A 13,008-nucleotide genomic window follows, 5' to 3' on the forward strand; every position below is an offset into this window, starting at 1 on the left:
CGACGCGGAGTTTGTCGTCCGAGCGGGCCGCGAAGTACAGGTATCCGGCGTCGTCGCGGTAGAAGTGGTCGCCGGTCCAGTACTGCCCGTCGCGGATGCGGGCGGCGTTGGCGTCGTCGTTGCGCCAGTAGCCCTCGAAGCCGTTGCGGCCCAGGTTGACCAGTTCGCCGATCGCCTCGTCGCCGTTGGCCAGCCGCCCCGCGGAGTCGAACACCGCACGCGGGCACTCCTTGCCGGTGGCCGGGTCCAGCAACGCGGCCTCCGGCGGGCACGGACCCACGGCCCGGTCCGGGGTGCCCGGCTGCCAGTTGACGCTCATGCCGCCTTCGGAGCTGCCGTACCCCTCGGTGAGCTTCGTGCCGAAGCGCTTCTCGAAGCGCTGCATGTCGACGGTCCCGGCCTCGGTGCCGAAGGCGTTGCGCAGCGAGTTGTCGGCGTCGTCGGGCTGCTCGGGGGTCGCGAGGATGTAGGAGATCGCGCGTCCCACATAGGTCGTGTACGTCGCCCCGTACCGCCGCACGTCCTCCAGGAACCCGGACGCGGAGAACTTGCGGCGCAGCGCCACCGCGCCCCGGGCCCGCATCGCCGGCGCCCAGTTGGCCATCAGCGCGTTGCCGTGGAACATCGGCATGCAGATGTAGTGCACACCGTCCTCGTCGAACCCGAACTGGTCGGTCAGCGCCGTGCCCGCACCCGCGAGACGGCCCTGCGAGCAGATGACGCCCTTGGGGGCGCCGGTGGAGCCGGAAGTGAAGACGATCAGCAGGCGTTCGCCCGGGGCCACCTCGGTGCCGGGCAGCGCGGCGCCCGTGTACGGCGCGAGGACCTCGTCGTATCCCGGGTCGTCGACGACGAGGATGCGTTCGGCCGGTATACCCAGGTCCAAGTCGTCGAGCAGCGGCAGATAGGCGCGCTCGGTCACGAGGAACGAGCAGTCCGCGTGGGTGATGTCACGGGCCAGCTCGGCGCCACGCCGGGTGGAGTTGACGCCGACGAGCGTCCCGCCCGCCACGGCGATGCCCTCCAGCCACATCGGGAACTCCGGCACGTTGTCCAGCAGCACACCCACGTGCGGAGCGGCACCCGCGGGCAGCCGGTCGGCGATGAACGCGGCACGGGCAGCAGCGGCCTTGGCAACCTGGTCATGCGTCCACACCAGGTCCTCGTACATCAGACCCGGACGATCGTCGCCGACCTGGGCGTGGACCAATTCGGCGATCGTGACCATGGTGTGCTCCTCCGCCGGATTCCTGATACACCGTCAGATGAATTCTGTCCGCATGATTGACACTGTCAACTGACACGCGTCAGGCCGCACGAGGAGCACGCATGAACGAGCGAAGCAGGCGAATCAGCGAGGGGACGCGCTTCGCGAATGCGACCGGCGCGCGGAGCGAGGTGGCGGCATGAGTCCGGACCCCCACGCGCCGGCCCTGACCGGGCCGTCCGCGTCCACGCTGGCGGCCATGCTGGGCGCCGGCATGCCCGACATCGCCGACATCCCGCCCGAAGCGTTCGAGCTGGTGGAGCGGGTGCGCGACCTCGTCGAGGCGGTCGTGCTGACCGACGTGGACGCCGCGGCCCGGGCGGCGGCGAGCACCCACGTCGCCGAGGCCACCGCGCTGCTGAAGGCCGCCCAGCGGCCCAAGGACTCGGTCGTGCAGCTGGTACGCCACGAGAACGGGCGCTACGAACACCTGTCGCAGGCGGGCTCCGGCCGCCTCAACCCGCAGGCGCCGCGCGTCGAGTACCTGAACCTGCCCGAGCCGGCCGAGCCGGGCGAGGTGCGCGAGCCGGTCGAGATCCTCGCGCGGGTCACGCTCACCGCGCAGCACGGCGGTCCGCCGGGACGCGCGCACGGGGGCGTGGTCGCGACGGTCCTCGACCAGGTCCTGGGTGTCGCGGCGTCGGCGAGCGGGCCGGCGGGGTTCACCGCCGGACTGGACATCCGGTTCCGCAAGGCGACGCCGTACGACGTGCCGCTCGACGTGGCGGCGCGCTTCGTACGCCGCGAAGGGCGGAAGACGTTCGCGACCGCGGAGATCCGCGTCGGGGACGTCGTGACGGCCGAGGCGACGGCCGTGTTCGTCTCCGACCGCGTCCCCGCGGACGCCGGCGCGTGAGTCAGGCGACGTAGGGCGGCGTGCCCGTCTCCGAGACCATCGGACGACCGGCCGCCTCCCACGCGAGCATGCCGCCGTCGATGTTGACCGCGTCCCAGCCGCGCTGCACGAGGTACGCGGTGACCTGGCCCGAGCGCCCGCCGACGCGGCACATCACGTACACGCGCGCCTCCTGCGGCACCTCGTCGATGCGGCCGATCAGCGTGCCCATGGGGATGTGCACGGCGTCCGCGACGTGCCCGGCGACCCATTCGCCGTCCTCGCGGACGTCGAGCACGAAGGCGTCGGCGGGGACTTCGGCGGCGCCGACGGCCGGAAGCGACTGGTGCATCGGTTCTCCGTGGGAGTTGTGGGGGTGGGTGTGTGGCGGGTGGGGTGTGTGGTGGCACGGGTCGGGCTCCCCGTCCGCCCATTCTCCGTCATCTTGCCGGTCGCTCATCTTGCCGGTCGCTTCGCACGCCGTCTGCGCGCCGCCCGCGCGTCGCATGTGTGCCGTGCGCGTGTCCTACGCCTGCCGTGTGCCGCCTCGACGTCGTCACCGCGCCACCGTGCTGCCTCGTGCTGCCTCGTGCTGTCTCGTGCCGCTTGCGCCGCCTCTAACGGCGCAACTGGCGTGCTGAACGGGTTTCGTCGGGCAACACGCCCACAAGATGATTGATATGCCCGAATTTCAGGTAGATCGTGTGATTCATCGGAACACCCGCTGATCGGTGATCAGCCCACCGACCCGGCCCGGTCCGGCCGACGCCCATCCGGCCGGACCGGGCCGGCCCCAATTGACCGAAATCCATCGGTCAATTGCCACGAATCCGAACAATTACCCCAGCAGCGACGTGAGTTCCTTCTCGCGCTCGTCGATGCGCGCGAGCAGCTGCTCGGCCAGGTGCTCCAACAGCCCGTCCGGGTCGTCCGGAGCGAGCGCGAGCAACTGGCCCATGGGACTCTCCAACAGCGTCTCCCGCTCGGCCGCCAACTGCTGCTGACGGGCCGTCAGCAGCGCCAGTCGGCCGCGCAGCCACTCCGCACGGTCCGGAGGCACCACTTCAGGCGCACCCGCGGATCCGGCCGTCCACTCGTCGTCCAGGGCCATGAGAGTCGCCACGTCACCGGCCGAGTACGCGGCGTTGACGCGCGCGATGAAGTCCCCCCGGCGCTCCTTCTCGGCCGCGTCCTGGGCGAGGTCCGGGTGCGCCCGGCGGGCGAGTTCGCGGTAGAGCCGGCGCGCCTCGTCACTCGGCTTCACCCGCCGCACTTCGACCTCGGGCGCCGCACCCGTCTCGGCGGCGAAGGCGTCCATCAGTTCGTCGAGGTCGGGCATCGGATCGACGATCGCCCGCGCCTCCAGGGCACGGCGGATGTCGTCGGCGTCGCGGCTGCGTGCCGCGACCGCCTCGGCGACGAGTGCGTCCAGTTCGTCGAGGCGTTCGTACAGCGGTCCGAGACGCCGGTGGTGCACGATCGCGAGATTGTCCAGTTCGACGCGCAACGTCGCGACGTCCACCTCGGCGTCCAGCAGGCCCGCCTCGACCGCGGTGACCTGGGCCTCCAGGGCCGCGACCTGGGGATCCGACCAGATCGCCGGTGCGTTGCCCTCGTCCATTCAAGCCCTCTTCCGGTGTCGAACACGGCCGCGCGACAGGGCTGTCGGCCCGCGGGGAACGCCCTGCGGATGCATTCCAGGCCCCCCTGGAACAAACCTGATAGGTGTCGAGAAGATCAAATCACGCACAACAGCCCACGCCAGCCTAAGCGTTAGGGCAGCATGGTCGGGCCGTCCCTGGCCAGTCGATCCAACCAAGCAGTTGGCTAGAGGGGATAAGATCCAGCCATGCCGCCCGACACCGCACGTACCCGAGCCAAACTTCTCGACGCCGCCCGAGCGGAGTTTGCCGAGCACGGCATCGCCGGCGCCCGCGTCGACCGCATCGCCCTGCGCGCTGGGGTGAACAAGGAGCGCATTTATGCGTATTTCGGAAACAAGGAGCAACTGTTCCAGCACGTCCTCAGTGAGTCGCTGCAAGAGCTGACCGCGGTCGTCACGATGTCCAGTGACGACCCGGCCGAGTACGTCGCGCAGATCTACGACTTCTACTGCGCCCGCCCCGAGCTGCTCCGGCTGCTCTTGTGGGAGGCCTTGTACTACGGCCACGAGCCGATCCCCGACGAGGACCGGCGGGCCACGAGCTACGCCGTCAAGCTCCAGGAGTTCGCCGAGCAACTCGGCGTGCAGCCCACCCCCGATGTGGCGCAGCTCCTGTTCTCGCTGATCGGGGTCGCCGCGTGGCAGTCCACGATGCCCCAGATGGCACGGATCATCCTGGGCACCGAGACGGAATCCGAACAAGCCCAGGCCCGCCGACGGGAACACCTGGTCGAGTTCACCCGCCAGTCCATAGCCGCGGTGAAGCAACCGCAGGGCTGAGCGGGAACCCACGCGACAAACCGAGGACCGGGTCCGTCAACTCCGTAGAACGGAGCCGGTCGTCGGGTGCACCAGGGACGCATGGATCGACCACGGGCCCGCGGTGGCGCGGCAAGCACCTGCCAGTGCTCGCCACCGCGGTTCCACCCGGGGGCGAGCGAGTCCGCCCTGATCCCACAAACGCACTGCCGGCACGCCGACGACACGTCCCGAATGCAGCAGGATGGCATCGGGCGTGACGACAGGAGGCAACGTGACCGGGCGTGCTTGGCAGTTCTGGGTGGACCGCGGCGGAACTTTCACCGACATCGTCGCGCGACGACCGGACGGCCGACTCGTCACCCACAAGCTGCTCTCCGAGAACCCGGCCCACTACCGCGACGCCGCGGTGGCGGGCATCCGCGCGCTGCTCGGCCTCGCCGACGGCGAGCCGGTCACCTCCGAGCTGGTGGAGCAGGTGCGCATGGGTACCACTGTGGCCACCAACGCCCTGCTCGAACGCAAGGGCGAGCGCACCGCATTGGTGATCACGCGCGGGTTCGGTGACGCCTTGCGGATCGCCTACCAGAACCGGCCGCGCATCTTCGACCGGCACATCGTGCTGCCCGAGTCGCTGTACGAGCGGGTGATCGAGGCCGACGAGCGCATGTCCGCGGACGGGACCGTGCTGCGCGCCCCCGACCTGAAGGCGCTCGCCGCGGAGTTGCGCGGCGCGTACGACGACGGCATCCGCTCCGTCGCGGTGGTCTGCCTGCACAGCCACCTCCACCCCGACCACGAACGCGCGATCGGCGCACTGGCCGAGGACCTCGGCTTCCCGCAGGTCTCGCTGTCCAGCGAGGTCAGCCCGCTGATGAAGGTGGTGCCCCGCGGCGACACCACTGTGGTCGACGCCTACCTCTCGCCCGTGCTGCGGCGCTATGTCTCCCAGGTCGCGGACCAGCTGCCCGGCGTGCCGCTCATGTTCATGCAGTCCAACGGCGGACTCGCCGAGGCCGGGCACTTCCGCGGCAAGGACGCGGTCCTGTCCGGCCCCGCGGGCGGCATCGTGGGTATGGCCCGGATGTCGGAGCTGGCGGGCTTCGACAAGGTCATCGGCTTCGACATGGGCGGTACCTCGACCGACGTGTCGCACTACACGGGCGAGTACGAACGGGTCTTCCACACCCTCATCGCCGGCGTGCGGCTGCGCTCCCCCATGCTCGCCATCGACACCGTCGCGGCGGGCGGGGGTTCGATCCTGCGCTTCGACGGCGGCCGCTACCGCGTCGGCCCCGAGTCTGCGGGCGCCGCCCCGGGCCCCACGTGCTATCGCAACGGCGGGCCGCTGACCGTTACCGACGCCAACGTGATGCTCGGCCGCGTACAACCCGCGCACTTTCCCCACGTGTTCGGCCCGGGCGGCGACCAGCCGCTCGATGCCGACGAAGTGCGCCTGCGCTTCGCCGAACTCGCCGCCGAGATCCGCGCGACCACGGGCGACGACCGTACGCCCGAGGAGGTGGCGGAAGGGTTCCTGCGCGTCGCGGTGGCCAACACCGCCAACGCGGTCAAGCGCATCTCCGTGGCAAAGGGCCACGACGTCGGCGAGTACGCCCTCACCACGTTCGGCGGCGCCGGCGGCCAGCACGCGTGCGCGCTCGCCGACTCCCTCGGCATCCGCACCGTTCTCGTACCGCCGATGGCCGGGGTGCTGTCCGCACTCGGCATCGGCCTGGCGGACACCACCGCGATGCGCGAGCACTCCGTCGAGGCGCCGCTGTCCGCCGCGAACATGCCGAGGGTCGTCGCAACTGCCGACGCCCTCGAAGCCGCCGCGCGGGGCGAACTGCTCGACGAGGGCGTACCCGAGGACCGCATCCGCGTGACCCGACGCGCGCACCTGCGCTACGACGGCACGGACACGGCCCTCGCGGTGGAACTGGCCGGGCCGGGCGCCATGGTGAACGCCTTCGAGGGCGTACACAAGCGCACGTACTCCTTCTTGATGGACCGTCAGCTCGTCGTGGAGTCGGTCTCGGTCGAGGTGACGGGTCTGACCGACCAGCCGGATCTGCGCGGCCTCGACGACGCCGTCCCCGGGGCCGAAGCGGTGCGCGTACGCATGTACTCCACCGGCGCCTGGCGTGACGTCCCGCTGCACCGACGCCGGCACATGACACCGGGCACCGCGGTCACCGGCCCCGCGATCATCTCCGACCCCAACTCCACCACCGTGGTCGACGAGGGCTGGCAGGCCACCCTCAGCACCGAAGGCCACCTGCGGGTCGAACGCATGGCCGACCCGGCGGAATCCGACGCCGGCACCACGGCCGACCCCGTCATGCTGGAGATCTTCAACAACCTGTTCATGTCGATCGCCGAACAGATGGGCAGCGCACTCGAATCCACCGCGCAGTCCGTCAACATCCGCGAACGCCTGGACTTCTCCTGCGCGTTGTTCGACCCGGAGGGCAACCTCATCGCCAACGCACCGCACATTCCGGTGCACCTGGGCTCGATGGGGCGGTCGGTCAAGGAGGTCGTGCGGCGGCGCACCGACATGAAGCCCGGCGATGTCTACGCGGTCAACGACCCGTTCCACGGCGGCACGCATCTGCCGGACGTCACGGTCATCACCCCGGTGTTCGCCGCGGGCACCGCGGAGCCGAGCACGTCCGGTGAGTCGGTCGAGTCAGGCGCGCCGGACGCCTCGGCGGGGCCGGGCGGGTCAGGCGCGTCGGGCAAGTCGCCGGACATCCTCTTCTTCGTGGCCGCCCGCGGCCACCACGCCGAGATCGGCGGCATCACGCCGGGCTCGATGCCGGCCGACAGCCGCGACATCCACGAGGAGGGCGTGCTGCTCGACAACTGGCTGCTCGTCGACGGCGGCCGGTTCCGCGAGGAGGAGTCGCTCCGCCTGCTGACCGAAGCCGCCCACCCGTCGCGCAACCCGCTGGCGAACCTCGCCGACCTGCGCGCCCAGGTCGCGGCCAACGCCAAGGGCGTCGAGGAAGTCGGCCGCATGATCGACCACTTCGGGCTCGACGTCGTGCAAGCGTACATGCGGCATGTGCAGGACAACGCCGAAGAGGCGGTCCGCCGCGTCATCGACGCCCTCGACGACGGCGCGTACACCTACGAGACCGATTCCGGCGCGACGATCGCCGTCAGGATCACCGTCGACCGTGCGAACCGGTCCGCGACCGTGGACTTCACCGGAACGTCACCGCAGTTGGCCACCAACCTCAACGCCCCCTCGTCGGTCGTCTCCGCTGCGGTCCTGTACGTCTTCCGCACCCTCGTCGCGGACGAAATCCCGCTCAACGAGGGCTGCCTGCGCCCGCTGACCATCGTGATCCCGCCCGGCTCGATGCTCGCCCCCGAGTACCCGGCCGCCGTCGTGGCCGGCAACGTCGAGACCTCGCAAGCGGTCACCGGCGCCCTGTACGCCGCGATGGGAGTGCAGGCCGAAGGCTCCGGCACGATGAACAACATCACCTTCGGCAACGAGAACCACCAGTACTACGAGACGGTCGGCTCGGGCTCGGGCGCGGGAGACGGCTTCGACGGCGCCTCGGTGGTCCAGACCCACATGACCAACTCACGGCTCACCGACCCCGAGGTCCTGGAGTGGCGGTTCCCGGTGCTCCTGGAGGAGTTCGCCGTCCGGCACGGCAGCGGTGGGGCGGGTCGGACCCGCGGCGGCGACGGGGCCGTGCGGCGCATCAGGTTCCTCGAACCCATGACCGTGTGCACGCTCTCGGGCCACCGCCGGGTCCCCCCGTACGGGATGGCCGGCGGCGCCCCGGGCGCCCTGGGCCGCAATCTGATTCGACGGGCGGACGGCGAGACGGCCGCGATGTCCGGCTGCGACGTCGCCGAAGTTGCGGCGGGCGACGTCCTGGTGATCGAAACCCCGGGCGGCGGAGGGTACGGCGAACCGAACCGCCCCTGACGACGGGCAGTGCCGCGAGGTTCCCGACGGATCCCCCGCGGCCGCCGTCCGCGGCCGCGCCGCGCCTAGACGCCGGTCTCGGCGGGCAGTGCTCCGGCCTTGACGGCGGTGACCAGTTCGGCGTGGTCGCGTTCGGTCTGGTCGGCGTACGTGACCGCGAAAGCCGCGACCGCCTCGTCGAGTTTGCCGCTCTTGCCGCAATAGCCGGCAAGCAGCTTCGGGTCCACGGAGTGGCTGTGTGCGCGGGCGAGCAGCGCGCCGGTCATCCGCGCGTAGTCGTCGAGTTGCTCGGCGGGCAGCGTGCTCGCGTCGATGCTGCCCTTCATGTTGCGGAACTGGCGCACGATGAAGTGCCGCCCCTCGACGGTCGTCCAGCCCAGCAGCGAGTCGGCGACCGCCTGCATGACCTTCTGCCCGAACACCACGCGGCGGCCCTCGTGTTCGGCGTCGCCGATGTCGAGGTACGGCGCGAGCGCCGAACGCCGGGACTCCTTCACCTGCAAGACGAGTGGTTCGTCCCCGCTGCCCTCCAGCATCACGACGTACGCGCGCAGGCCCACGCTGCCGGTGCCGACCACGCGGAACGCCACGTCCTCCACCACGAACCGCTCGAACATCGGGCGGCGGTCCGGGGACAGCGTCTGCACGTACCCGGCGAGCGACAGCGCGACCGCCTCGGCCGTCTCGTCGGAGACCAGCGTGAGCACCGGCGGATCGGGCACGAAGCGGCGGCGCCCGTCGTCGAGTTCGACGGTCGAACGGGCCGCGAAGCGGTCGCTGGTGTTGCGCCGTGCCTTCGCCGAGACCTGCTGCAGATGACCCGTCAGGTCGTGCGCCTCCGCGTGCCAGACCAGTGACTCGTCGGCGATCGCCTGCCAGGCCTGGAGCACCGGCATGCCGGCGAGCAGCGCGAGCGTGCGCCGGTACGCCTCGGCGGCGTCGTGTGCGGCCTCGCGGCACACATCCTCCGACGCGCCGCTCACCCGACCGGCGACCACGAGGCTGGCGGCGAGGCGCTTGAGGTCCCATTCCCAGGGCCCGCGCACCGTCTCGTCGAAGTCGTTCACGTCCATGCACAGGCGGCCGTCCGAGCTGCCGTACAGCCCGAAGTTGCCGGCATGCGAGTCGCCGCAGATTTGCGCGTGCACCCCGGTGGCAGGGGTCTGCGCGAGGTCCGCCGCCATGAGCCCAGCGGATCCGCGGAGGAACGCGAAGGGCGTGGCGACCATGCGGCCTATCCGCAGCGGCACCAGCTCGGGCAGGCGCCCCTCGTTGGACTGCTCGACCACGTCCAGCACCGCGGGCCGGTCGGCGGCCGGTACGAACCGGTCGTGCGCGGTCCGCGACACGTCCTTGCGCAGCGCCTTGCCGCGGTTCCGCGCCGCGACGTCCCCACGCGCCCGGAACCCGGGAACCGCGAAGTCGCGTCCCTCGGCCACCGGATCCGCCACCGCCGAACGGGCCGTGTCACCGATCGCCATGCCAGCACCTCCGTCCCCCACCCCACCGGCGGGCCGTCCCGAAACTACCCCTCCGTCCGGCTTCCCACCGCGTCCCGGTCCGGCTTTACCACCCCATTAACTCCGCTCGATCCGCACGGTGGCGTCGGACTTGGTCGTGAAGCCGACCTTGCCGGTGGTCCCTGCGGCACCGCGGTCATCGCGGGCAGCGCCGCGGGCCTCCTGGTGGTCGGCGGCGGCTTCGCGCTGTACGCACGCAAGCGCCGCGCCGGCACCACGGCGGTCTGACCAACCGCCGCAGACACCCGTACGGCAAAGGCCGCCGTCCCGAACGATTCGGGACGGCGGCCTTCGGTGATCCTTGGCCACGCCCGTGACGAGCCTTGCCACGCACGGAAGTTCCGGACATCGAGCGCCGCGGTGTGCGCGGACGCTCAGGCGACGGTGGTGCGGAACGTGCGGCGGTACGCCGACGGCGACGTCCCCATCGCCCGCCCGAAGTGGTGCCGGAAGGTCACCGGGCTCTCGAACCCCACGGCGGCGCCCACCTCTTCGACCGACGCCGCGGTGTCCTCCAGCAGGCTGAGGCTCGCCGCGACGCGCTGCGCAAGCACCCACCGCACCGGGCTCGTCCCCGTCTGCGCGGAGAACTTGCGCAGATAGGTGCGCTGCGACACACGCGCTTGTGCCGCGAGGTCGGCGACCGTGATCGGCTCGGCGAGGTGCTCCAGCGCCCAGGCCATCGAGCGGCCGATGCCGTCGTCGGCGGCCACCTCGCCGACCGCCGCCTGGATGAACTGCGCCTGGCCGCCCTCCCGGTGCGGCGGGACGACCAGGCGCCGGGCCACCGCGTTGGCCACCCGGGCGCCGTGGTCCTTGCGTACGAGGTGCAGGCACAGGTCGAGGCCCGCGGCGCTGCCCGCGCTGGTGAGGATGTCCTCGCCGTCGACATAGAGGACGTCCGGGTCGACCCGCACGCGCGGGTAGCGCTCGGCGAGCAGGTGCGCGTACTTCCAGTGGGTCGTGGCCACGCGGTCGTCGAGGAGCCCCGCGGCGGCGAGTGCGAACGCGCCGGAGCAGATGGACACGATGCGCGCGCCCCGCGCCCGCGCCGTGCGCAGCGCCTCGACGAGGGCGGGTGAGGCGTCGCCGCGTACGTCCGGCACCGCCGTGATGATCACGGTGTCCGCCGACGCCAGCACGTCGAGGCCGTGCTCGACGGTGATCGAGAAGCCGCCGAGGACACGCATCGGTTCGCGCGTCTCGCCGCACACGGACAGCCGGTACCAGGGGACCCCCAACTCGGGACGGGGGAGTCCGAAGATCTCCACGACCGAGCTCATCTCGAACGGCGCCATGCCCTCGAAGGCGAGCACGGCGACGGTCCCGCAGTGCGGCTCGGCGCTTGGGGCGGGTGCCGGAAGGTCGACGAACGTCATGGCGAAATGTTAGCGATAGTGGTCGTTAGCGCCACTGTCGAGGCCCTGGCCCGCCGGGACAAGATCTTCCTTGTCCGCGGGAGACGCCGCGGGTCACCCGCCCGGAACTCCCGGAACTTCCCGGGCTCCCCGGAACATTCCGGAAGCCGAGGCCCACACCCACCAGGAGCACGAAGTGACGATGCAGTTCGCGGCCGCCGCCGCGATCGAGTCCGCGGTCACCGCCGTCCCGGCCGCCGCGCCCGAGGCCGCGGCCGCGCATTTCGCCGCCCGCCTCGCCTTCGAGGCCGATGTCTCCGACGTGCACACCGACCTGACCTCGGGCGCACCCGGCGTCGTCGTGGTCGACTCGCGCAGCCGGGTGAGCTGGGACCAGGGGCACATCCCGGGCGCGCTGCACATCCCCACCGCGCGCATCGCGGAACTCGCCCCACAGTTGATCGGCGGTCCGGAGAGCCGCGTGACGGTGGTGACGTACTGCTGGGGTCCTGGCTGCAACGGCGCGACGAAGGCGGCGCTGGCGTTCGCCCGGCTCGGCTACCCGGTCAAGGAGATGATCGGCGGCTTCGAGTACTGGGCGCGGGAGGGCTTCGAGGTCGAGTCGACCGGCGGTACGTCGCGTACCGCACCCGACCCGCTCACCGCGCCCATCTCGGGTGTCTCGTGCGCCTGCTGACACAACATCGGCTCAGCGGGGCACGACACGCCCACCGACCGCCGGTTCCCGGGCCCACGGCTCGGTCAGCGGAGGCGGGTCGCGCGGCGGGGCCGCCAGCAGCGCCAGTGCCGCGGTGCCCAGGCCGAACAGCGTCGCGAGAAGGTGGCCGAGGTCCCAGATGGTCCGGCTCACGAACACCGGTACGGCGACGGTGACGACCAGCGCCGCGACCCCCACCCAGCGCACCCGGCCGCGCATGATCAGCACCGCAGCCGCGCAGCTGCCGACCATTATGTAGCTGACCCCGACGTCGGTGGCGAGCACCAGCGTCTCCGGCGCGCGGCCGCTGTCGATCGCCCACCTCTCGATACGCGCGGTGCACAGCGACCCGAGTACGTGCGCGCTGATCGCGATGAGTATCAACCGCGGTGTGCCGTAGCGGCGTTCGGCCCAAGCGACGACCGTACCGAAGACCGCCGCGTACATGGCCAGCCCCGACCCCTCGTCCGCAACCCACAGTGCGCTGGTGACCAGCACCGTCGCGGGGTCGTCGGACAGCCGCCACAGATTGGTGCTGTCCATGCGCGTGAGCAGGTCGATCAGCTTCGGGGACGCGGTCTTCTGCACGAAGGTGCCCGCCGTGAACAGCACGATGTAGGTGAACGTCGCCGGCGCGGAGAGCACCCACGCCCGCAGGCGCACGGTCCAGGGTGAGAGGCGCCGCGCGACGTCGGCGGCGGGTGCCCAGAACTGGGCGAGGCCGCGCAGGGCGTACCAGGCGACGACGAGCGCGAGCACGACGACGACGGCGGCCACGCACGTCCTCCCGACCTAAGAAATCAGGGCAAAACGATACTAATCTCCGCATCCGACTCCACCTGTGCGCCACCACCGGCCAAGGCGATTCTCTCGAACTAATGGAAAGAAGAGAGAAAATCCATTAGTGTCTGGAGTGCACCGAACAACGCC

Annotated in this window: 10 protein-coding genes; 4 read left to right on the forward strand and 6 right to left on the reverse strand. The window is 71.1% G+C overall.

The genetic code is table 11. The features are described from left to right. Nucleotides 1–1,228: AMP-binding protein (locus ACWD12_RS25490; protein ID WP_450101510.1), on the reverse strand; the 1,228-nt coding region annotated here is incomplete at its 3' end. A 178-nt stretch (nt 1,229–1,406) separates the two neighbouring features. On the opposite strand from ACWD12_RS25490, the gene ACWD12_RS25495 reads away from it, so the two are divergent. Further along, on the forward strand, nt 1,407–2,123 hold the full coding sequence (locus ACWD12_RS25495; RefSeq protein ID WP_358356518.1) for a PaaI family thioesterase: 717 nt from the start codon (nt 1,407–1,409) through the stop codon (nt 2,121–2,123). Between the two features lies 1 nt (nt 2,124). On the opposite strand, the gene ACWD12_RS25500 is transcribed toward ACWD12_RS25495, so the two are convergent. Together ACWD12_RS25500 and ACWD12_RS25505 are read right to left on the reverse strand one after the other, a co-directional pair. Further along, nucleotides 2,125–2,454 carry a rhodanese-like domain-containing protein gene (locus ACWD12_RS25500; protein WP_358356516.1) on the reverse strand — a complete coding sequence of 110 codons (330 nt, stop codon included), beginning with the start codon at nt 2,452–2,454 and terminating at the stop codon, nt 2,125–2,127. A 486-nt stretch (nt 2,455–2,940) separates the two neighbouring features. Next, entirely contained in the window at nt 2,941–3,723 is a 783-nt protein-coding gene (locus tag ACWD12_RS25505) for a hypothetical protein (RefSeq protein ID WP_450101511.1), read from the reverse strand. 228 nt (nt 3,724–3,951) lie between these two features. Here ACWD12_RS25505 and ACWD12_RS25510 point away from each other — a divergent pair, with 228 nt between their 5' ends. Beyond that, nucleotides 3,952–4,545 (forward strand): TetR/AcrR family transcriptional regulator, encoded by a 594-nt coding sequence (locus ACWD12_RS25510; protein ID WP_358356512.1) that lies wholly within the window; start codon nt 3,952–3,954, stop codon nt 4,543–4,545. 253 nt (nt 4,546–4,798) lie between these two features. Continuing rightward, a complete protein-coding gene (locus tag ACWD12_RS25515) occupies nt 4,799–8,482 on the forward strand; it encodes a hydantoinase B/oxoprolinase family protein (RefSeq protein ID WP_450101512.1) in 3,684 nt (1,227 codons plus the stop codon). A gap of 65 nt (nt 8,483–8,547) precedes the next feature. On the opposite strand, the gene ACWD12_RS25520 is transcribed toward ACWD12_RS25515, so the two are convergent. Both ACWD12_RS25520 and ACWD12_RS25525 read right to left on the reverse strand, forming a co-directional pair. Further along, complete coding sequence (locus tag ACWD12_RS25520) at nt 8,548–9,963, reverse strand: DUF2252 domain-containing protein (protein WP_450101513.1); 1,416 nt, start codon at nt 9,961–9,963, stop codon at nt 8,548–8,550. A gap of 413 nt (nt 9,964–10,376) precedes the next feature. Beyond that, entirely contained in the window at nt 10,377–11,381 is a 1,005-nt protein-coding gene (locus ACWD12_RS25525) for a helix-turn-helix domain-containing protein (protein ID WP_450101514.1), read from the reverse strand. A gap of 175 nt (nt 11,382–11,556) precedes the next feature. On the opposite strand from ACWD12_RS25525, the gene ACWD12_RS25530 reads away from it, so the two are divergent. Then, nucleotides 11,557–12,057, forward strand: a complete 501-nt coding sequence (locus tag ACWD12_RS25530) for a rhodanese-like domain-containing protein (RefSeq protein WP_450101515.1) — start codon at nt 11,557–11,559, stop codon at nt 12,055–12,057. A gap of 12 nt (nt 12,058–12,069) precedes the next feature. Here the strand turns inward: ACWD12_RS25530 and ACWD12_RS25535 are convergent, their stop codons facing one another. Next, nucleotides 12,070–12,855: a rhomboid-like protein gene (locus ACWD12_RS25535; RefSeq protein WP_450101516.1), complete on the reverse strand. Its 786-nt coding sequence runs from the start codon at nt 12,853–12,855 to the stop codon at nt 12,070–12,072. Between the last annotated feature and the right edge of the window lie 153 nt (nt 12,856–13,008).

The sequence above is a fragment of the Streptodolium elevatio genome, assembly GCF_053592165.1.